Source organism: Actinoplanes missouriensis 431 (genome assembly GCF_000284295.1).
Classification (GTDB): Bacteria; Actinomycetota; Actinomycetes; order Mycobacteriales; family Micromonosporaceae; genus Actinoplanes; species Actinoplanes missouriensis.
Genome location: NC_017093.1, coordinates 8,670,115 through 8,690,620, shown reverse-complemented (window position 1 = coordinate 8,690,620; position 20,506 = coordinate 8,670,115). Strand labels below are relative to the sequence as shown.

Annotated in this window: 23 protein-coding genes; 3 read left to right on the top strand and 20 right to left on the bottom strand. The window is 70.5% G+C overall.

The window, feature by feature from the left end; genetic code table 11:
* Positions 1 to 2: 2 nt before the first annotated feature.
* The 5 genes from pheA to AMIS_RS39730 all read right to left on the bottom strand — a co-directional run bounded on the left by pheA (position 3) and on the right by AMIS_RS39730 (position 3,341).
* Positions 3 to 944 (bottom strand): prephenate dehydratase, encoded by a 942-nt coding sequence (gene pheA / locus AMIS_RS39750; RefSeq protein WP_014448149.1) that lies wholly within the window; start codon positions 942 to 944, stop codon positions 3 to 5.
* A gap of 10 nt (positions 945 to 954) precedes the next feature.
* Positions 955 to 1,560 (bottom strand): hypothetical protein, encoded by a 606-nt coding sequence (locus AMIS_RS41120; RefSeq protein ID WP_014448148.1) that lies wholly within the window; start codon positions 1,558 to 1,560, stop codon positions 955 to 957.
* A 39-nt stretch (positions 1,561 to 1,599) separates the two neighbouring features.
* A complete protein-coding gene (locus tag AMIS_RS39740; protein ID WP_014448147.1) occupies positions 1,600 to 1,992 on the bottom strand; it encodes an ACT domain-containing protein in 393 nt (130 codons plus the stop codon).
* A gap of 83 nt (positions 1,993 to 2,075) precedes the next feature.
* Positions 2,076 to 2,528, bottom strand: a complete 453-nt coding sequence (locus AMIS_RS39735) for a PAS domain-containing protein (RefSeq protein ID WP_014448146.1) — start codon at positions 2,526 to 2,528, stop codon at positions 2,076 to 2,078.
* Positions 2,529 to 2,612: 84 nt separating this feature from the next.
* On the bottom strand, positions 2,613 to 3,341 hold the full coding sequence (locus AMIS_RS39730; protein WP_014448145.1) for a hypothetical protein: 729 nt from the start codon (positions 3,339 to 3,341) through the stop codon (positions 2,613 to 2,615).
* A gap of 287 nt (positions 3,342 to 3,628) precedes the next feature.
* Here AMIS_RS39730 and AMIS_RS39725 point away from each other — a divergent pair, with 287 nt between their 5' ends.
* Positions 3,629 to 4,834: an arginine deiminase gene (locus tag AMIS_RS39725; protein ID WP_014448144.1), complete on the top strand. Its 1,206-nt coding sequence runs from the start codon at positions 3,629 to 3,631 to the stop codon at positions 4,832 to 4,834.
* Between the two features lie 50 nt (positions 4,835 to 4,884).
* Here AMIS_RS39725 and AMIS_RS39720 read toward each other — a convergent pair whose 3' ends face one another.
* The 9 genes from AMIS_RS39720 to AMIS_RS39680 form a co-directional block, all read right to left on the bottom strand.
* The gene (locus AMIS_RS39720; RefSeq protein WP_014448143.1) at positions 4,885 to 5,760 is read right to left on the bottom strand and encodes a DUF5926 family protein; all 876 of its coding nucleotides are present in this window, start codon (positions 5,758 to 5,760) and stop codon (positions 4,885 to 4,887) included.
* 70 nt (positions 5,761 to 5,830) lie between these two features.
* On the bottom strand, positions 5,831 to 6,994 hold the full coding sequence (locus tag AMIS_RS39715) for a sensor histidine kinase (protein WP_014448142.1): 1,164 nt from the start codon (positions 6,992 to 6,994) through the stop codon (positions 5,831 to 5,833).
* Positions 6,995 to 7,078: 84 nt separating this feature from the next.
* Positions 7,079 to 7,873 carry a glycerophosphodiester phosphodiesterase gene (locus AMIS_RS39710; protein ID WP_014448141.1) on the bottom strand — a complete coding sequence of 265 codons (795 nt, stop codon included), beginning with the start codon at positions 7,871 to 7,873 and terminating at the stop codon, positions 7,079 to 7,081.
* 14 nt (positions 7,874 to 7,887) lie between these two features.
* Positions 7,888 to 8,223: a rhodanese-like domain-containing protein gene (locus tag AMIS_RS39705; RefSeq protein WP_014448140.1), complete on the bottom strand. Its 336-nt coding sequence runs from the start codon at positions 8,221 to 8,223 to the stop codon at positions 7,888 to 7,890.
* A gap of 18 nt (positions 8,224 to 8,241) precedes the next feature.
* Positions 8,242 to 9,429 (bottom strand): LCP family protein, encoded by a 1,188-nt coding sequence (locus AMIS_RS39700; protein WP_014448139.1) that lies wholly within the window; start codon positions 9,427 to 9,429, stop codon positions 8,242 to 8,244.
* 107 nt (positions 9,430 to 9,536) lie between these two features.
* Positions 9,537 to 10,727, bottom strand: coding sequence for an LCP family protein (locus AMIS_RS39695; RefSeq protein WP_041830356.1), 1,191 nt, complete (start codon positions 10,725 to 10,727; stop codon positions 9,537 to 9,539).
* Between the two features lie 155 nt (positions 10,728 to 10,882).
* Entirely contained in the window at positions 10,883 to 12,556 is a 1,674-nt protein-coding gene (locus AMIS_RS39690; protein ID WP_014448137.1) for a solute symporter family protein, read from the bottom strand.
* On the bottom strand, positions 12,556 to 12,900 hold the full coding sequence (locus AMIS_RS39685) for a DUF485 domain-containing protein (RefSeq protein WP_014448136.1): 345 nt from the start codon (positions 12,898 to 12,900) through the stop codon (positions 12,556 to 12,558). The genes AMIS_RS39690 and AMIS_RS39685 overlap by 1 nt, the downstream gene beginning before the upstream one ends.
* A gap of 118 nt (positions 12,901 to 13,018) precedes the next feature.
* Entirely contained in the window at positions 13,019 to 13,543 is a 525-nt protein-coding gene (locus AMIS_RS39680) for a flavin reductase family protein (RefSeq protein ID WP_014448135.1), read from the bottom strand.
* A gap of 98 nt (positions 13,544 to 13,641) precedes the next feature.
* Here AMIS_RS39680 and AMIS_RS39675 point away from each other — a divergent pair, with 98 nt between their 5' ends.
* Together AMIS_RS39675 and AMIS_RS39670 are read left to right on the top strand one after the other, a co-directional pair.
* Positions 13,642 to 13,884, top strand: a complete 243-nt coding sequence (locus AMIS_RS39675; protein ID WP_014448134.1) for a hypothetical protein — start codon at positions 13,642 to 13,644, stop codon at positions 13,882 to 13,884.
* Between the two features lie 87 nt (positions 13,885 to 13,971).
* Complete coding sequence (locus AMIS_RS39670) at positions 13,972 to 14,199, top strand: hypothetical protein (protein WP_014448133.1); 228 nt, start codon at positions 13,972 to 13,974, stop codon at positions 14,197 to 14,199.
* Here the strand turns inward: AMIS_RS39670 and AMIS_RS39665 are convergent.
* From AMIS_RS39665 to AMIS_RS39640, 6 genes are all read right to left on the bottom strand, one after another.
* Positions 14,196 to 15,782, bottom strand: coding sequence for an ABC transporter permease (locus AMIS_RS39665; protein ID WP_231859188.1), 1,587 nt, complete (start codon positions 15,780 to 15,782; stop codon positions 14,196 to 14,198). The two genes, AMIS_RS39670 and AMIS_RS39665, sit on opposite strands and share 4 nt — an antisense overlap.
* Positions 15,783 to 15,883: 101 nt before the next feature.
* Complete coding sequence (locus tag AMIS_RS39660) at positions 15,884 to 16,663, bottom strand: ABC transporter ATP-binding protein (protein ID WP_014448131.1); 780 nt, start codon at positions 16,661 to 16,663, stop codon at positions 15,884 to 15,886.
* A 40-nt stretch (positions 16,664 to 16,703) separates the two neighbouring features.
* Positions 16,704 to 18,329, bottom strand: a complete 1,626-nt coding sequence (locus AMIS_RS39655) for a sodium/solute symporter (RefSeq protein WP_014448130.1) — start codon at positions 18,327 to 18,329, stop codon at positions 16,704 to 16,706.
* Positions 18,326 to 18,712 (bottom strand): hypothetical protein, encoded by a 387-nt coding sequence (locus tag AMIS_RS39650; RefSeq protein ID WP_014448129.1) that lies wholly within the window; start codon positions 18,710 to 18,712, stop codon positions 18,326 to 18,328. Before AMIS_RS39650 ends, AMIS_RS39655 begins: the two co-directional genes overlap by 4 nt.
* Before the next feature lie 31 nt (positions 18,713 to 18,743).
* Entirely contained in the window at positions 18,744 to 19,781 is a 1,038-nt protein-coding gene (locus tag AMIS_RS39645) for a HAMP domain-containing sensor histidine kinase (RefSeq protein ID WP_014448128.1), read from the bottom strand.
* Positions 19,778 to 20,470 carry a response regulator transcription factor gene (locus AMIS_RS39640; protein ID WP_014448127.1) on the bottom strand — a complete coding sequence of 231 codons (693 nt, stop codon included), beginning with the start codon at positions 20,468 to 20,470 and terminating at the stop codon, positions 19,778 to 19,780. Before AMIS_RS39640 ends, AMIS_RS39645 begins: the two co-directional genes overlap by 4 nt.
* Positions 20,471 to 20,506 lie beyond the last annotated feature (36 nt).

The window sequence follows — 20,506 nt, the reverse complement described above, 5'->3', positions numbered from 1 at the left end:
CGTCAGCCCGGGTTGCGCAGCTTCTCCAGCCAGGCCGCCGAGTCGGCGAAGTCGGCGTCGGAGAGACCGGGCGGCGCCGCGACAGGCGGCTCCGGCGTCAGACGGTGCTTGGGATAGCTGCCCAGGAACCGCACCTCGGCGCAGATCCGCCGCAGGCCCCGCAGCGCCTCGCCGAGGCGGGGCTCGGCCACGTGCCCGGTGCAGTCCAGGAAGAACACATACGTCCCGAGCTGCTCGCCGGTCGGCCGGGACTCGATGCGGGACAGGTTGACGCCGCGGACCGCGAGCTCGGTGAGCACCGCGAGCAGCGCGCCCACCTGGTCGTGCCGGATCGAGACGGCCAGCGAGGTCACGTCGTCGCCGGTCGGTGCGGCCGGCGCGCCGGGGCGGGTGAGCAGCGCGAAACGGGTCACCGCGTCGGCCCGGTCGGCGACCTTCTCGGCGAGCACCGTCAAACCATTGCGGGGTACGCCGATGGGGGCGCAGAGCGCGGCGTCGTGCTCCCCGGCTGCCGCGCTGAGCGCCGCCGTCGCGTTGGAGAGCACGTCCACGACGACCGCGTCCGGAGCGTTCGCCTGAAGCCAGTGCCGGCACTGCGCGGACGCCTGCGGGTGCGCCGCGATGGTCCGCAGCTCGGCCAGCGGCGTCAGGGCGCGGGCGGCCAGCACGAACTCGACGGGCAGCAGCACCTCGCGAGTGATCATCAGCGGGCTGCCGGTGATCAGCTCGTCCAGGGTGACCGGGATGGCGCCGCCCACCGAGTTCTCCAGGGGAACCAGGGCGGCGTCCGCCTCGCCGGAGCGGACCGCCTCCAGGGCCTCAGGGACGCTGCGGGCCGGTGTGCGGACCCCGTGCTCGGCGGCCGGGATGGTGCGCAGGGCGGCCTCGGTGAAGGTGCCTTCCGGGCCGAGGTAGGCGAATCGTGCTGGCGGCGTACCGGGCATTTGCGAAAGTCTAGTATCCGCAGGCCAGAACGCGGATCCCGACGGGCGCCTCGGCTTTGACCCGGGGATTGCAGACATCGGTGCCCGCGGTGACCAGGGCCAGCGTCGTCCCCTTGCCGGTGGTCACCACGGAGAGCGCCTCCGCGCCGCCGCCTTTCAGCTGGACCGTGGTGTAGGACCAGGCGCCGCCGCAGAACGGGCCGCCGGCGACTTCGAGCTCCGCGTCCGGGACGGCCGGGTTGTCCTTGAGCAGCGTGAGGATCTGCCGGCCGGTCGGCGCACCGGTGCACTTCTTCGCCTGCGACGGCGTCGGTGACGGGGTCGGCGAGGTGGTGGGCGTGGTCGTCGTCCCCGTCGCGGTCGTCGTGGTCGTCGTCGGCACGACGGTGGGCACCACGGTGGGATAGGTCGTGAAGGTCGGCGCCGGCGCCGGTGTCGTCGCCGTGGGGGTCAGCGGCACGAAGGTGACCCCGGGCAGCGACGGCGCCACCGCCGGGACGCTCGCCGGCGGCGCTGGGACGCCGGTCAACGCGGGGGCCGCCTGAGGTTGCGCGACACAGCCGGCCAGCAGCAGAAGGCCGGTGGCCGGCAGCAGACGACGTGTGCGGGGGGACACCGGCTCATCGTAGGAGCCGGGAAGTCATCCGGCGAGGGGTCAGCCGGCGATCCGGTGGCCGACCGAGGTCAGCGTGTTGACCGCCTCGGTGAGCCGCACGGACGGGACCAGCAGGTAATCCGTGTCGTACGTCGAGAACGTCACGATGTTGACCCGTGCGTCGGCGAGCGGGCCGACCAGTGAGGCGAGCACCCCGGTCATGGTCAGGTTCAGATCGAGCCCGGTCACCCGCAGGCAGCGCCACGCGGTGTCGGCGACCGCGCCGTCCGGCACCCGGTCCTGCGGGCAGATGATCGAGAGTTCGTCGACGCCCCAGGTCACCGAGATGACACTCTTGTCGTCCGGACCCGTGGTCAGGGTGGCGGGCAGGGTCGAGCCGGCCGGCAGCCGGCACACCGCGTACTCACCCGGTAACAGGTCTAGATCGAGCATGAGGGCAGACTACGTTGCGAGCGTGTAACGACCAATGCCCCTCAGCTGCGTCAAACGCCACATCTTCGGGGACAAAGGGGACGTCAATATCGTACCGGGGACAGGAAGGTCAACGAACCGGCCACCCGGTCGCCCGTCCGCAGCGGCGTCGAGACCGCGTCGACCGTCAGCGGCGGCTCGCCGGCCACCCGCAGCAGCCCGCGCGCGAGGCTCTCGCTGCGCACGGCGAGCAGCGGCGGGATCTTCTCCGCCTCCGGCTCCTCCAGCGGGCCCGCGCTCGCGGTGAAGTCGATCAGCCGCAGGGCGGAACCGAGCCGCTGACCCATCGCCTCGACGGGCTTGCCCAGCCCGAGCAGCTCGCTGGCGGACGGCGAGACGGCAAGGATCAGGCCGCCGCTGTCGATGACCAGACACGGCTCGTCGGCGACGGACACCGTCGCGCTCCAGCGCTCGACGCTGGTGACGAACTCGGCCTCGGCCGGTGTCCGAGCCTGGGGGACGAACGCTCCCGAGAGGGAGAGCTCAACATGCGCCACCCGCTCCTCCTCGCATCAATCGCGGCGACTGCCGGCCGCCTCGTGGTGAGGCGTGCCGGCTGTCGACGGCGTCAGCAAGAAACGTTACCGGCGGGTGGGGCGCTTGTCAGCGGCCGTCTGTCCGTTGCTGTACCAACGGTAGTCACCGGCCGGCCGATAGGGGGCATTTGCCCAGGTACCCGGATGGTGGGCGACGGCTGAGAGTTTGCTCGCGGTAGCCGGGGAGATCTTCGCGCCGCCGGCGATCAGCAGGCGGTCGAGCTCCTTGTCGGTGGCCACGAGACAGTCTTTCGGCAGACCGTGGACGCTGATCACCCCGGAACCGACGAACGCGAGAACCGCGGTCACCGGAACGTTGAGGCCGACGGCCGCGGAGAGCGCCTTGGCGGCCCGGCGAGCGTCCCGGCGAGCCTCGGCGATGTACGCCGGGCGCTTGCCGTTGATCTGGACGACGTCACCGGCGATCAGGACACGGGACCGGCCGTGGTCGGCGACGGTCACCGCATAGACACCACCGGGGCCGATGGCGAGGAATCCGGCGCGCTCGTCGGTCGGGTCAGGCTCGGCGTACGCCTGCATGACGTCGGTGCGCGGCCAGTCCACGATGTGCCAGTTCGGCCCGAGGCGGTCGAGTCGGGTGAGTGCGCGCGCCCCGGCGGCCTCCAAGCGACGTGCGTCACGATCAGCGCGACGACGACGCGCCCACTCGACCGGCGTCAGACGCGGTGCCTCGAGGGCAGCAGGCGCCGACGGGCGGTCGGTGAGGGGCCTGGACGGGACGGGCAGAGCGGGGCGGGCGGGGAAGACAGTCACTGCGACCTCCGGCAAAAGGTCAGTTGGGCTCTCTTTTCCAACTACCGTACGTGCTCGTGTGCCTACGGAACAGGTCTGGAGAGGGGAAAGAAAGGTGAAGGACTATGGATGAATGCCGCATTCACGGACAACATCTTCTTTCGGATGGTGCATGTGTACGCCTGAGTGCCGCAGTCTCGTCGCACCCTTCCAAGTTATCGTCGTCCTCCGCTTGATGCATGACCGTCCCAAGATCTAGTCAGAACGTCACCGCCTGATCGCGCTCGGTACGGGCTAACGTCGGTCGTGTGTACGTCGACAGTGAAGTCAGCGCACTGCGCACCGTCCTGCTGCATCGCCCCGGTCCCGAGCTGGCCCGGCTGACGCCACGTAACAACGATTCCCTGCTCTTCGACGCTATTCCGTGGGTGGGCCGCGCTCAAGAGGAGCACGACTCGTTCGCCGAGGCCTTACGGTCCCGTGGCGTCGAGGTGTTGTATCTGGAAACGTTGCTGACCGAGACGCTCGCCGTGACCGAGGCCCGTGACGAGCTGACCGCCGGCGTGCTGGCCGATCCACGGCTCGGCGATTCCCTGCGGGCGGTCGTCACCTCGTACCTCCAGGATCTGGAACCGGCCCGCCTGGCCGGCGTCCTGATGGCGGGTCTCGCCCATGAGGAGATCAAACCGGGGGCGGGCGGCCTGGTCTACGAAATGATGGACCGGCATGAATTCGTCATCGACCCACTGCCCAACCTGCTCTTCACCAGGGATTCCTCCCTCTGGGTGGGCGACCGGGTCGCGGTGACCAGCCTCGCCATGCCGGCCCGCCGCCGCGAGACCACGATCACTCACGCGATCTATCGCTATCACCCGCGGTTCGCCGGGACGGATCTCCTGTACGAGCCCGCGCTCGAACACGTCGAGGGCGGTGACGTGCTGATCCTGGCACCCGGCGTGCTCGCCATCGGCGTCGGTGAACGCACCACACCGGCCGGTGCCGAGCGCCTCGCCCGCCGGGTGCTGGCCACCGGGCTCGCGCACACCGTGCTGGCCGTGCCGATCGCCCAGGAACGCGCCACCATGCACCTCGACACGGTCTGCACGATGGTCGACGTGGACGCCGTGGTGATGTACCCCAACGTCGCCGGTTCCCTGGTCGCCTGGACGATCACCGCGGGTCTCGGCGAGGAGCTTGCGGTGCGGGCGCCCCGGCCGTTCCTGGAGGCGGCGGCCGAGGCGATGGGGCTGGACCATCTGCGGATCATCGACACCGGCCTGGACCCGGTCACGGCCGAGCGGGAGCAGTGGGACGACGGGAACAACACACTCGCGCTGGCACCCCGGCTGTGCGTGGCATATGAGCGAAATGTCGAGACGAACGCGCAGTTGGAACGGGCCGGCATCGAGGTGATCCGGATCAGCGGCTCGGAGTTGGGCAGCGGCCGGGGCGGGCCGCGGTGCATGAGCTGCCCGATCACGCGCGATCCGCTAGTTCCCCCAAATCACCCGTAACCCCAGCGCCGCCCGCACGTCTCGCCCACGCCGCGCCGCCCACGCCGCGGTCAGCGGAGGGTGAGCTGGCGGCCGATCAAGCCCTGCTTCGCGCGGCGTGCTGCGGCGTCGAGCGGTTCGTCCGCCGCGAGGGTGTCGGCGTAGCGCTTCGCGAAGTCGGCCAGCGCCGCCTCCCAGTCTGCGCCCTCCGGCTCGCCGGGAAGGTCCCAGACCGGGACGAGCACCCCGTGCGCGCGGAACATCCCGGCGAACTTGGTGTCCTCGCCGAGCAGGAGCTCACCGGCCGCGGAGAGCCGGGCCAGCGCGTCCAGCGCCTTGTCCTCCGGCTCGGGCAGCACCCAGCGGATGTGGCTCTTGTCCGGCGCGACCCGGCACCAGTAGGCGGCTTTCGCGGCGGCCAGGCGCACGGTCGGGTAGATCGAGGCGTTCGCCCGTTCGAGGGAGGCCTTCACGGTGGCGTCCTGCGCCTGCTCGGCGTCCAGCCAGTACTCGAAGCCCTCGTGCAGGGTGATCTCGAGCGGGCCGTCGACGAGCACGTCCTGCAGGCGCGGGCCCTCGCCGGGCAGCGCAGGGACGGCGACCGTGTCGCCGGGCTTGGTCCGCAGCGCGCTGAGGATCGCCACGGCCAGGTCGCGGGAGACGTCACCGGACTGGACGTGGCGCTGCAGACCGATGAAGACGCGCCCGTCGCGGCGGGTCATCGCCGGCCAGGCCATCGGCAGCACCGTGGAGAGGGTGACCGGGCGGTCGCCGTACTCCTCGATGATTTCGGGCTTGAGGGTCAGCGGCGCGGAGGCGGCCGGCACCAGTTCACGCAGCGCGACCCACTCCGGCTCGTCCACCAGGCCCTCGAAGGGGCGGGCGACGAAGATGTCGCGAAGCTTGGTCTTCGGTGCGGTTTCGCGGGACTTCCGACGCTTGCTCACGAGGAACCAGCGTAGGCGGTGGACACCGGGAACCGGTGACGCGGGCCACCCCGTGTCGGGAACGGGCTGGTCAGGCGCGGGGCAGGCGAACCTCGGCGACGGTGCCGCCGTTCTCCCTCGGCCGCAGCGAGACCCAGCCGCTCTGCCGCTCGACGAGCCGGCGGACCAGGTAGAGGCCGAGCCCGGCACCGGGTGGCCGGCGGCCGTCGGCGGCCTGCCAGTAGCGCTCGAAGGCGCGCTCCACATGCTCCGGGGCGATGCCGATGCCCCGGTCGGAGACCCGGAACCGGAGGGTGTCGTCGTCGATGCCGGCGCAGACCTCGATCAGGGTGCCGGGGTCCGAGTTGCGCTCGGCGTTGGTGGCGAGCTCGGTCAGGATCGTGGTGATCGAGTCCCGGTTGCCGAACGCTTTCGGCAGGTCCGGTGGCAGCTCCCCGAAGTGGACCCGCTGGCGCAGCGCACCGGGCAGCTCGCCGGCCGCCTCGCGCAGCGCCTCGGCCAGGTCGAACGGGCCGGCGGGCGTGGCGCCGACCGAGCCGTCGTCGGTGGTGGCGGAGAGCAGGCGGTCGAGCAGGCGGGCCAGCTCGCCGGCGCGGGTGCCGATGATGCGGACGGCTTCCCGCCGGCCCGGCTCGCCGAGCGTGTCCCAGTGGTTGGTGAGTGTGTCCGCGTACCCCTTGATGACGGTGACCGGGGTCCGCAGCTCGTGGCTGGTGACCGCGACCCAGAGGTCGCGGTCCTCCTGACGCCGGTCGGCGTCGGGTGCGGGCTCCGGGTGCACCGGCAGGCCGGAACGCATGCCGTAGAGCCGGCCCAGATGGCCGGCGAGCAGCTCCAGGACGGCGTGGTGCTCGGTGCCGCCGCCGGGGAGAGGGTCGTCGAAGTAGACATGCAGGGAACCGGCCACGGCCCCGTCCGCCTCGCATCGCGCGCCGAGCATGTGGCGCAGGCTGCCGCCCTCGATCTGATGTGTGAACGCGTTGTTGACCGAATCGAGGGTGAACGGCTGGTCCACGCGGCGGCCGATCGCCGGCTCGCAGACACCTGTGGCCGCGATGATCCGGCCGTGGCCCGGCGCGTACTCGGCGAAGCCGGCGCCGCGGCCACCGAGCGCGTCCTGGGCGAGCTGGACGACCTGCTGGAGCACTGACAGGCCCGCCTCGCCCGCGTCGACACGGCCGAGGACCGCGATCTGACCCCGGGTCAGTGTTACGTAGTCGGGACGGTCCGGCATGTCTGCGAGTGTGCCTCGCCCACCGGGATTTGGGCAGACGAACCTAAGCGGATCCTGGCTTTGACACGTCCTCCGTGTCGTAGGTCACATCTCTTCGAGGCGGTCCAGCACGAAGCGGGGACGGTCGGTGATCACCCCGTCCACCCGGTGTGCGAGGACGAGGTCGAGGTCCGCCGGCTGGTTCACGGTCCAGACGTACGTCTGATGGCCGGCCGCCCGGATCGCCGGCAGCAGACCGGGCCGGGCCCGGATCAGGTCGACGCCCGGCCCGGCCGCGCCCGCCCCGAACGGCAGCCGGCCCCGGCCGACCCCGGGTGGCACGAACTCCATCAGATAGACCCGTGGCAGGGCGGGCGCCTGAGCGCGGATCCGGCGCAGCGCCAGAGCGGCGAAAGACATCACGGTCACCTGTACGGGGTCTTCCGGCTTGGGCTCCGCCAGCCCGTAGTGCCGCAGCATCCGGACCAGGCGGCGCTCCACCTCGGCCCCGTACCGGGAGGGGTGTTTCGTCTCGATCAGCAGCCGGACCCGGCGCCCACTGGAGAGCAGCGCGTCCAACAGCCGTTCCAGCGTGAGCAGCCGGGACAGGTCCGGCAGCTCCTCGTCGGCGGGATAGCCGGGGTGCCAGGAGCCGAAGTTCAGCGCGTCCAGCTCGGCGAGGGTCTTGTTGCTGACCCGGCCGTGGCCGTTGCTGGTCCGGTCCAGCCGCCCGTCGTGCACGCAGACGAGGTGGCCGTCACGGGTGAGCCGGACATCGCACTCCAACCCGTCCGCACCCTCGTCGAGCGCGCGCAGGTACGCCCCGAGCGTGTGCTCGGGCAGGGCGTCCGCTCCGCCGCGGTGGGCGAAGACGAGCGGACGGTAGGTGTCGGCGGACATGGCGCGCGGAGGTCTCAGATGACGCGGGCGGGCTGTCCGTTCTCACTGACCACGTCACGCCCGGCGGCCGCCCAGGCCTGCATGCCGCCGTCGAGGTTGCGCAGGTTGTCCCACCCGTTGTTCATCAGGTAGGCGACGACCTGCCCGGAGCGCCCGCCGGCCCGGCAGACGACCACCACTTCGCCCTCGGTCGGCACCTCGGCCATCCGGGCGGGCACCTCCATCATGGGCAGGTGGTGGGCGCCGGGGGCGTGCCCGGCCGTCCACTCGTCGGGCTCGCGCACGTCGAGCAGGTAGGCGCCAGGCTCGACCTGGTCAGGAGTGATGCTGGGTACTTGTGGTCCGAACACGGGACTCAGCGTACGTGTTCACTTCTCGGATGCGACGACGTCCGGGTTGTCGAGAACGAACTGCGCCAGGTTGTCGTTCTTGACCGCCTGGAACATCTCCTTGCTCTTCTCGTTGAGCACCTCACGGCCGTTCCCGTTGCCGGAGAAGGTGCCGTTGTTGGTCCGCAGCAGCACCATGTCGTTCGCCGCGACGCCGGAGAGACCGAGGACGAAGTCGGTGAGCTCGATGTCGCCGACGTCCATCACGAGCGCCTCGCCCGCCGACTGGATGATCGAGCCGATCTTGAGCGGGTTGCTGAGGATGCCGCTGCCGGCGGCCTTCTTCGCCATCGCCTTGATCAGCTGCTGCTGGTGACGCTGCCGGTCGTAGTCGCCGTTCTTGAGACCGTAGCGCTGGCGGGCGTAGTCGAGCGCCTCCCAGCCCTCCATCTCCTTGCAGCCGACCTTGTGCACGACGTCCTTCATCGGCTTGCCGGTCTTGCGGGCGTCGGCCAGCCACATCGGCTCGCCGCCGACCAGCTTCATGTGCTTGGAGGTGACCTCCTGATCGACGCACATCTTGACGCCGCCGAGCTGGTCGATCACCTTCTTGAAACCGCCGAAGTTGATGATCCCGGCACCGTCGAAGCTGATGCCCGTCATGTTCTTCAGGGTTTTCGCGAGGAGCTGGGCTCCGCCGGTCCAGCCGGCACCGTTCTGCGCGCCCCAGTAGAAGGCCTCGGTGGCCTTGACCGTGCCGCCTTCGTACTTGCTCGGCCCGAACTCCGGCGCCTGGACCTCGGTGTCACGAGGGATGGAGATCAGGTACGCCTGGTCGTGGCTGGCCGGGATGTGCAGGATGATGATCGTGTCGGACCGCAGCTCGTCCGCGGCCCAGCGCTCCCGGGCGTCCACGCCCATGAGCAGCATGTCGATCGGGCCCTCGATGGTGGCGCCGCCGCCCTCGGCCTCGGTCTTCTTCGCGTCGCCGGTCAGGTTCTCCAGAGCGATGCTGTCGGTCGTCTGGCTGATCAGAACCTTCCCGCCGACCAGACCGCCCCCGCTCGCCACCAGCAGCACCGTCCCGAACGCGACGCTGAGTCGCGCCCAGAGCGGCGATCGCTGCTTCTTCGCACGGGGTTTGCCCTCGTCCGGGGCGGGGGTCTCGGGGTCGGGGAGAGCGTCGATTTCCGGTGACGGTGGTGGCTGGTCGGCCGTGATGGTCATGCAGCTCTCCCCGTGGCTGAATGAAAGAAGGGCTGCATAACCTTACGGACACTTCGCGGCCAACTAAAGATCTAGCAAGTTTCAATATGAAGTCGGCCTGCGGAAAGCTACTTCTTTGTCGGGTTTGCGGCCATCCACTCCGCCATCTTGTCCTCGGCCATCGCCTTGTAGAGCGTGATCGCCTTCTCCCGGTCGGAGACCACCACGGACTGGCCGCTGATCGTGTCACTGCCCTTGTTCGGGCTGGTGAGGAACGTCAGGTTCTCGCCGCGCAGGCTCCGGAACTGCAGCGCCATGTCCTTCAGCGAGAAGGTCTCGTCGACGGTGACCGCGGCCGACACCGAGTCCAGGAAGGCGTCCAGCTTGGTGGGGCTGGTCAGCGTGCCGCTGCTCGCCGCCTTGTCCATGATCGCTTTCAGGAACTCCTGCTGGTGCTGCATGCGGGCGAAGTCGCCGCGGGCGAACTGCTTGCGCTGACGCACCCAGTCCAGCGCCTGGGCGCCGTCCATGTGCATCATGCCCTTGGTGAACTTCCGGTACGGCTTGTGGATCGACGTGATGGTCTGGTCGACCTTCAGGTCGACGCCGCCGATCGCGTCGGTGACCTCCTTGAAACCGCCGAAGTCGATCGCCATGACGTGGTCGATGCGCACGTCGGTCATGCACTCGACGGTCCGCACAGCGCGCGGGATGCCGCCGAACGCGAAAGCTGCGTTGATCTTGGCCCGGCTGCCCGAGGTGCACGGCTCGTTGTTGCCGCTCGGGATCTGGACCCACAGGTCACGCGGGATCGAGACGAGTTGGGCGGACTTGTGGTCGGCCGGCACGTGCATGATCATCAGCGTGTCGGCGCGCCAGGCGTTCTTCTGGTCCTGTTTCGCGTCCGGGTCTCGTGAGTCGCTGCCGACCAGCAGGATGTTGAACGCGCCCTCGACGGTCTTGGCCGGGCGGTCGGCGGTGATCTCGGAGAACGCGTCGGTGCGCTTGAGGTTGTTGTCCAGGCCGTTGAAGTAGCCGTACGCCGAGACGCCGGCGATCACGGCGAGGATCAGCACCACGACGCCGACGATCAGAGCGATCCGCTTCCAGCGCGGACGCGGGCGCCGCCCCTTGTAGGGGCTGCCACCACCGGAACCGCCCGGGCCGCGGGGCGGCGGAGGGTCCGACGGCGCCCAGTTGTAGTCGTCGTAGTCGTCGCGCGGGCCTCCCGTGGGGCGGGCTGCCGGAGCCCGGCCCCCGTAAGCGGGCACGGACGCCCGTCCGGAGGGGTAGCCGCTAGGGGAGGAGGTGGCTGACATGGATCCAGATTACGTAGTGAAGGCGAATCATCTGGACTCACGGCTCGCTTCGGCACGAAGGTGGGAGTTTTTCGAGGACGTGAGATGGAGCACACGGGCCGGCGTGGCGACTCGCCGGCCCGTGCTCCGAAGCGGATCAGTGGCTGTGGAGCGGATCAGTGCGCGCCGTGTCCGGTCACGGACCGGACCTCGAGCTCCGCGTACTTCTCCGGGTCGGTCTCCTTGGAGATGACCGTGCCGATCCAGCCGAAGAGGAATCCGAGCGGGATCGAGATGATGCCCGGGTTGGACAGCGGGAACCAGTGCCAGTCCTGGTCCGGGAACATGGCCGTCGCTGAGCCGGACACGACCGGGGAGAAGAACACCAGAATCACCGCGGAGGCCAGGCCGCCGTAGATCGACCAGAGCGCGCCCGAGGTGTTGAACCGGCGCCAGAAGAGGCTGTAGAGGATCGCCGGCAGGTTCGCCGACGCGGCGACCGCGAACGCGAGCGCGACCAGGAACGCCACGTTGAGGCTCTGCGCGAAGATCGACAGGGCGATCGCGACCGCACCGATGATCAAGGCGGAGATCCGGGCGACCCGGACCTCGTCCCGCTCCGAGGCGTTGCCGCGCTTGATCACGTTGGCGTAGAAGTCGTGCGCGAGGCTCGACGACGACGCGAGTGTGAGACCGGCCACCACGGCCAGGATGGTCGCGAAGGCGACCGCCGCGATCACCGCCAGCATGATCGAGCCGCCGGTGTCGCCGCCCAGGTAATCGATGCCGAGCTGCTGGGCGAGCTGCGGCGCGGCGGTGTTGCCGGCCTTGTCCTGCGCGGTGATGTTCTCCCCGCCCACCAGGGCCGCCGCGCCGAAGCCGAGGGCCAGGGTGAAGAGGTAGAAGGTGCCGATGATGCCGATCGCCCAGAGCACGCTCTTACGCGCGATCCGGCTGGTCGGCACGGTGTAGAAGCGGGTCAGGATGTGCGGCAGACCGGCGGTGCCGAGCACCAGCGCGAGGCCCAGCGAGAGCAGGTCCATCTTGCTGTAGAAGGTCTTCGCCGCGTCACCGGCTGTCTCGACGCCGTATCGCAGGCCCGGTTCCAGGAAGGCCGAGCCCTTGCCCGATCGTGTCGCGGCGTCGCCGAGCAGCGCGGACAGGTTGAACTTGTAGTGCGCCAGGACCAGCAGCACCATGATGAAGGCGCCGCCCATCAGCATGAAGGCCTTGACGATCTGTACGTAGGTGGTGCCCTTCATGCCACCGACCGTCACGTAAATGATCATCAGCGCGCCGACCAGGATGATCGTCGCGACCTTCGCGGTGTCGGCGTCCATGCCGAGGAACTCGGTGCCCGGCTTGAGGCCGAGCAGCAGCGAGACGAGCGCGCCCGCGCCGACCATCTGGGCGATCAGGTAGAAGATCGACACGACGATGGTGGAGACGCTCGCCGCGGTGCGCACCGGCCGCTGGCGCATGCGGAACGCGAGCACGTCGGCCATCGTGTACCGGCCGGAGTTGCGCAGGAACTCGGCGACCAGCAGGAGCGCCACGAGCCAGGCGACCAGGAAGCCGATCGAGTAGAGGAAGCCGTCGTACCCGTAGAGGGCGATCAGGCCCGCGATGCCGAGGAACGACGCGGCGGACATGTAGTCGCCGCCGATCGCCATGCCGTTCTGGAAGCCGGAGAACTGCCGGCCGCCGGCGTAGAAATCGGTGGCGGTCTTCGTCTGACGGCTCGCCCAGACCGTGATGCCGAGGGTGATCGCCACGAAGACCAGGAAGAGCGTGATGGTGAGCGACCGCGAGCCGCTGGTGGCCGCCTCGGCGGCGAAGAGGGAGCCCATCAGTCGGCACTCCGATCAACGGCGGCCGACGGGGTGTTCTCCAGCTCCTGGTAAACGGCATCGGCGCGCGGGTCGATCTCCTTCGCCGCGAACCGGGCGTAATACCAGGCGATCGCGAACGTCGAGACGAACTGCAGGATGCCGAAGACCAGGGCGACGTTGATGTTGCCGATCAGCTTGATGCTCATGAAGTCCCGCGCGTACGCGGAGAGCAGCACATAGAGGGAGTACCAGACGATGAACGCAATCGTCGTCGGGAAGATGAAATTGCGCAGCTTGCGGCGCAGTTGAGCAAACTCCTCGGAGCGCTGCACTTCGAGGTATCTCTCGGCGGAGGCCGGCACGGGGATTCACCACCTTCGTCAGGACGGGCTTTCCGGCACCGTACGAAGGTGTGGGCCAGGTCACCGGCTACCGGCAGCCGTCTGCGCTGAGTGGTGGTCTGACTGCGCTGAGCGGCAGTCAGGTGAGCTCGGTGTACCGCCCGCGGTAGTGGACCAGCGGCGCGGCGTCACCGGGGAAGGTCGTCGATTCGATCACGCCCTCCACCAGCAGCGCCCATCCGCATTCCCGGTTGCTCTCCAGCCGGCAGCCGGCCCATGTGGCGGCGCCGGCGGGCACCGGGCCGTAGGGCGTCTCCTGCCACTCGCCGATGGCGAAGAGGCCGCCCGGCGACGGCATCAGGCCGGCGAACCGGTCGGCCAGCTGGCGGTCGGCCGGCGTCAGCGGGACCACCGCGAACCGCCCGGCCTGTGCCGCCGCGTCCCAGAAGTCGCTCTCCTCGTCGATCAGGCCGAGGATCCGGCCCGGATCTCCGTCGGCCACCACGGTGGACGAGACGGTCAGGCCGGACGGCCCCGGCGTGGTCCAGATGGTGACCGGGGCGGCGAAGCGCCCACGCAGACGGCGCACCGGGGATTTACCGGCGTCCGGCACGGCGAACGGATCGGTGGAGTGGATGCGGGCGCCCGGTTCGTCGTTGTTCACCCGATCATTCTCCCGATTACAGATTGCGCATGCCGCTATCCCATTTGATTGATCCCAAACTATTTTGTAGTCGGCTGTACAGGGGAGGGAGGGCGGCGGTGGACCTGCGACCGGGTGACGTCGTGCACGTCGGCGCGGAGGCGAGTGTCCAGTTCTCGGGTGACCGGGCGCTGACCTTCCGGATCATCCGGGTCGACGCGCGGGCCACCTACGACGGCTGGATCTGGCTGGACGGTTACGTTCTCGGCCCGGCCGGGAACGCGCTGCAGCGCCGCCGCATCTTCGTGCGGCAGGAGGGTCTGCGGGTCAGCCCGGGATCGCGCACGGCCGGACGGCCCTGATCACACTCGAAAGTGGACAATTCGCGGGTGTCATCCACATACGCAACCTGTGTAACGTCAAATCCGGCGACACGGGAGGCGGCCCGCATGAGTGAAGCATTGCCCCAGGCCGGGGACGTGCTTTACGTGGGTGGCGCGGCGAGTGTCCAGTTCGCCGGGAGCCGGGCCCTGACGTTCCGGGTGATCCGGGTGGATCCGCGGATCACCTATGACGGCTGGCTCTGGATCGACGGCTACGTGCTGGACCCGTCCGGTGACGCGACCGAGCGCCGGGTGATCTTCGTGAAGCGCGACGGCCTGCGGAAGATGCGCTAACGGGTGGAGACCGCGGCCAGCACCTCAGGCATCCGCCGGTCGAGCAGGCCACCCGCGAGGTGCGCCCCGATCAGGTACGCGCCGAGGCCGTAGGCGAAACCCAGCGGCAGCCCGAGCCACGTCCAGACCGGCCCGAGCAGGTACCCGGCGATCACCACCGGGAGGGCGCCGATCAGCGCGCCGACCACCGTGCCGAGACTGGGCAGCGCCTTGCTGATCCCGCCGCCCGAGGAGAGCGCGAACGGCGTCGACGGGTCGGGTAACGCGTACGCGAAGAGCACCGAGGCGGGCAGCACCAGCGCGAGACCCATCCCGTAGGTGGCGAGCAGCGTCCCGAACTGCGCCGGTATCCCCGCCGGACGCCCCGCCGCCAACCCGGTCACCACGGCGACGAGGACCAGCATCGGCACCGTGAACAGCGCGTGCGCGGCGGCCCGGGAGTGCACTTCCAGACGCCCCGGAACCCCGGTTGCCAGGTTCGTGGCGTTGGCGCTCCCCTCGTACCCGAAATGGTTTGCCAGACCGATGGGCGCGATCGCGCCCACCAGGACCGCGAGTCCCCCGGCGCCGGCGCCGTCCGTGCCGAAGGCGGTGGAGACCGGCAGGAAGACGCCTGCCACGGCGAGCGTGATGAGGGCGGCGCGGCGCCGGGTCTCGCGCCACCAGTAGCGCGTCTCGCGGGCCGTCAGCGCACCGAACCGCGACCGGGGCGCCCAGCGCGGCAGCAGTTGTTCGACAGGGCTGCGCGCGTCGTCCCTCTTCGCGGTGCGTCGTCCGGCGCCCGCGGAGCCGGCCATGGCGCCCTCGATGGTCCGGCTCCACCACCGGAGCAACAGGCCGACCGCCACACACGAGATCAACAGCTTCAGGGGTACGGCCCAGAGCCGTCCCGCCACCACATCGAGCCCCAGGGTGTAGGGGGCGCCGAGCGGTGTCCAGCCGATCACCGAGGCGAGCGTGGCGGCGCCGTCCCAGTCCGCCCGGTTCACCAGCCCGAGCAGCAGCAGCTGACCCGGCCCGATCGACGCGGCCACCACGGCGAGCACGATGGTCGCCAGGTCACGGGCCCGGCGCGACCGCAGCGCGGTGGAGAAAGCGCTTGTCAACGCGCGGCTGGCGGCCACGCAGAGGAGCAGTCCGACGATGATGCCGAGCACCTGGGCGCCGGCCGCCACCGGACCGCCGAGCCGCGCCGCGGAGTCCACGGTCCCGGCCGTCGCGGCAAGCGTGGCGAGCGCCGGCAGCCCGGCCAGTGCGGCGGCGCCCAGCCCGGTGATCAGTTGGCGGCGGGGCAGCGGCAGGAGGGCGAACTGCGCCGGGTCCAGCGAGTCGTCGACGCCGAAGAAGAGCAGCGGCAGCAGCAGCCAGCCGAGGACCACGAGCGCGCCACCGAACGGCAGCAGCAGCTCGGCGGCCCGGGTGTCGTCGAGCAGGCCGGGCACCGCGAAGATCGCGTAGCCGGCGATCGCGGCGAACCCGGCGAGCACCGCGCCGATGACGAAGACCGCGATCCGGGCCGGGCGGCCGCGCAGGCCGTTGCCGGTGATCCGCAGCTTGAGGCGGACGAACGAACCGATGGTCACCGGCCGTGCGCTCGCCGGCGGCAGAGGCACCGGCGTCTCGTGCGTCGGCGGCGTCGGCTGCAGAGGTGACGGCGCCGGCTGGGGGACTGCCGGTTCGGGGGTCACAGCCACGCCAGCTCCGAACCCGTCGCCACCCGGCCGCCGACGACCTGCACGAACACGTCCTGCAGCGAGCGGTCGCCGCGGACCTGCGCGAGCGTGCCGTGCAGCCGCAGCACCCCGTCCGACATGATCGCGATGTGCGAGCAGAGCCGCTCCACCACCTCCAGGACGTGACTGGAGAAGACCACGGTGCCGCCGCCTGCCACGTACCGCTGGAGGATGTCGCGGATCAGCGCGGCCGAGACCGGGTCGACCGCCTCGAACGGCTCGTCCAGCACCAGCAGCCGGGGCGCGTGCAGCAGCGCGCAGGCCAGGCCGATCTTCTTCTTCATCCCGGCCGAGTAGTCGACCACCAGGGTGCGGTTGTCGGTGCCCAGCTCCAGGACGTCGAGCAGGTCACGGGCGCGCTGGTCGACCACGTCGGCGGGCATCCCGCGGAGCAGGCCGTGGTAGGCGAGCAGCTCCGGGCCGCTCAGCCTGTCGAACATCCGCACACCGTCGGGGAGGACGCCGACCAGGGCTTTCGCGTCATGTGGTGACTGCCAGACGTCGTACCCTCGCAGGACGGCCTGGCCCGCGTCGGGCCGCAACAGACCCACCGCCATCGAGAGGGTCGTGGTCTTGCCGGCCCCGTTAGGGCCGAGCAGGCCGAAGAACGAACCCGCCGGCACGTCCAGGGTCACTCCGGAGACGGCCAGCCGGGTGTCGAAACGCTTCACGAGACCACGAAGCGACATCGCGGGCATCGCGTCCGGGGTGCGTTGTGCCGGGATGGTCATGAAGCGAACGTATCGGTCCGAAGCGCCTCCGCGGAACCGGTCACACCCGCAGGGACTCCGGAGCGTGCAGCCGGAGCATGGTGGCCCCGACGTCGGCCGGTGCCCGCCGACCGGTCAGCAACGAGCCACCGACCATCACCAGGAAGGCGAGCGGAACGGTCCACGCGGCTGGCTGCTCGATGAACGCGGCGACCCATCCGTGCAACGGCGGGCCGAGCACGGTGACCAGCACCGCGACCACCGCGGCACCCCCGCCGGCGACGATTCCGGCGATCGCGCCGACATCGGTCAGACCGCGCCACCAGATGCCGAGCACCAGCAACGGGCAGAAACTGGACGCCGCCACCGCGAACGCCAGGCCCACCACCTCGGAGACGTCCATGTCGGACACGAAGAGGGCGAACAGCGTCGGCACCCCCGCGGCCAGCACCGTGGCCAGCCGGAACTCGCGGATCGAACCGCTGCGGCCGGCCCGCAGGACATCCGTGAAGATCACCCCGGCCACGCTGGTGAGCAGGCCGGACGAGGTGGAGAGGAACGCCGCGAGCGCACCCGCCGCGACGAGCGCGCCGAGCAGCCGGCCCAGGTGGCCGCCACCGAGCGCAGCCTCCGGCAGGAGCAGCACCACCGCGTCGGTGCGGCCGGTCATCAGCAGCTGCGGGGTGTAGATCCGGCCGAGCACCCCGTACAGGGTGGGCAGCAGATAGAAGAGGCCCACCATGGCGAGCACCACGAGCGTGGTGCGGCGGGCCGAGGCGCCGTCCGGGTTCGTGTAGAAGCGGACGAGCACGTGCGGCAGGCCCATCGTGCCCAGGAACGTCGCGAGAATCAGTGAATACGTCGCGAACAGCTCACGGTCGCCGCTGGGCAGCAGCCAGTCCGCGCCGAACCCGGCATCCACGGTGCTGACCCGGGGAACCGGGTCACCGGCCGCGAACTGCAGCGTCTCGCCGGCCCGGACCACGGTGATCCCGTCGAGGACCGCGTCCTGCTCGATCACCACGGTGGTGGCGACCGGGAAGACCGCGCCTTCCGGCGGCGTCGCGGCCGGGCGCCCGTCGGACTGCCACTGCAGAATCAGGAAGATCATGGGTACGGCCAGCGCCGTCAGCTTCAGCCAGTACTGGAAGGCCTGCACGAAGGTGATCGCCCGCATCCCGCCGAACGCCACGTTCGCGGTCACCACGACGCCGACCAGCAGAGCGCCCCAGGCGTACGAACCGCCGGTGATCGTGGCGAACGTGAGGCCGGCGCCCTGCAACTGCGGCAGCAGGTAGAGGCAGCCGATGAAGAGCACGAACCCGGTCGCCAGCCGGCGCAGTGGCCGGGACCGCAGCCGCACTTCGCAGAAGTCCGGCAGGGTGAACGCCCCCGACCGGCGCAGCGGCGCCGCCACGAAGAGCAGCAGCGCGAGGTACCCGGCGGCGAAACCCACCGGGTACCAGAGCATGTCGACGCCGTAGCAGAGGATCAGCCCGGCGACGCCCAGGAACGACGCGGCCGACAGGTATTCGCCGCTGATCGCCGCCGCGTTCCAGGTCGGGCTCACCGAACGGGACGCCACCAGGAAGTCCGAGGTGGTGCGGGCGAAACGCAGGCCGTACGCGCCGATCGCCACGGTCAGCAGCACGACCACGATCAGACCGGGACCGAGGTACGGGTTCACCGCTCCGGCCGCCGGATCACCGACGCGAAGTCCTGCTCGTTCCGCTCGGCCCAGCGCACGTAGAGCGCGCCGATCCCGACCAGGAACGGGAACGACAGCAGCCCGAGCAGCAGCCACGGCAGCGGCACCCCGGCCACCCGGAACTCACCGACGCCGGGTGCCGCCACGAAGAGCAGGGGCAGCGTCCCGAGGCCGGTCAGCACCACCAGCGAGAGCCGCAGCGCGAGCGCCAGCTGGGCCCGGACCAGGCCCTTGACCAGCGCCTCACCGACCGGGGTCTGCTCGGTGAGGTCGATGCCGGTCCGGTCGGTGGCGGCCCGCCGGGCCGCTGCCTCGGCCAGCACCACCCGGGTACGCGCGGACGAGGGCTGATCGGCGGCCATGTCCGGCAGTCTGTCCCGCCCGGACGAAATGTCAAGAGCACGGGTGCAGCGGGAGCCGTACCTGAATGTGGCAGCCGCGGTCGCCGTCCGGTTCGACCACCGCGATGGAACCCCGGTGCATCTGCACCACCCAGCGGGCGATCGCCAGGCCGAGACCGGTGCCCCCGCCGGCGGCCCGCTCGCCGCGGGTGAAGCGTTCGAAGACCCGCTCCCGTTCCGCGGCCGGGATGCCCACGCCCTGATCCACCACGGCGAGCAGCAGATGCTCGTCGCGGCGTTCGGCGCGGACCGTGACGGTGCCACCGGGCGGGCTGTGCCGGGCCGCGTTGTCCAGCAGGTTCGCGAGGACCTGGTGCAGGCGCTCGCGGTCGCCGGAGATGACCATGCCGGGGGCGGACACCGCGAACCGCACGTCCGGGCCGGCGTTCATGGCGGCCTCGCGCACCGCGTCGTCCAGGAACTCCGGCACGTCGATGACGTCCTGGCGCAGCGGAACCACTCCGGCGTCCAGCCGGGACAGGTCGAGCAGGTCGGTGACCAGGCGGCTGAGCCGTTGCGTCTGTGCCAGGGCGGTGCTCATCGCGGCGGGCTCCGGCTCGGCGACACCGTCGACGATGTTCTCCAGCAGACCCTGGAGCGCGGTGATCGGCGTACGCAACTCGTGCGAGACGTTCGCGATCAGCTCGCGCCGCTGCTGGTCCGCGGCCGCCAGGTCGGCGGCCATCTGGTTGAACGCCGAAGCCAGCTCGCCCACCTCGTCCCGCGAGCGGGTCCGGATCCGGCGGGTGTAGTCGCCGCGGGCCATCGCGCGGGCGGCCACCGTCATCTCGCGCAGCGGAACCGTCGCGCCGTGCGCCATCACCTGCAGCGTCACCAGGCCGAGCGCGGCGGCGATCGCGATCCAGAGCAGGTCCACCCGGTAGAAGTCGATGCTCCAGAGGAAGACCAGCAGGCCCGCCCCGCCGGCGAAACCGAGCGCCAGGGAGAGCTTCGCCTTGATCGAGCGCACCGGGTCGAGCGGGGTCGGCAACCAGCTGAGCAGGCGAATCACGGCACTGTGGACGGTCATCGGTCCACCTCCAGCGCGTACCCCACGCCGTGCACCGTGCGGATCAGGTCCGCGCCGAGCTTGCGCCGCAGAGCCTTGATGTGGCTGTCCACCGTGCGGGTGCCCGATGCGTCCGCCCAGCCCCACACCTCGGCGAGCAGCCGCTCCCGGGGCAGCACCGTGCGCGGGCGCCCGGCCAGGTGCACGAGCAGGTCGAACTCGGTCGGCGTGAGATGCGCCTCGACGCCGGCCCGCAGCACTCGCCGCTCGGCCCGATTGATCTCCAGGTCGCCGAGCCGGATCGTGCTCTCGTGCGCCGCGGTGATCTTCTCGGCGCGGCGGAGCAGGGCGTGCACCCGGGCGGCCAGCTCGCGCATCGAGAAGGGCTTCGCCATGTAGTCGTCCGCGCCGACCGCGAGGCCGACCAGCAGATCCGTCTCGTCGCCGCGGGCGGTGAGCATGAGCACCGGCACCGGCCGTTCCGCCTGGATCCGGCGGCACACCTCGAGGCCGTCGAAGCCGGGCAGCATCACGTCCAGCACCACGACGTCGGGCCGGGTCGTGCGGGCCGCCTCGACCGCGGACGGGCCGTCGCCGGCGATCTGCACGGCGAAGCCCTCGGCGCGCAGCCGGGCCGCGACGGCGTCCGCGATCGCCCGTTCGTCCTCGACCACGAGAACCCGTCGTTCGGTCGTCTCCACCTGCTGCACACCTCCTCGGTACGTGGAATCAGCAGCTTATTGGCC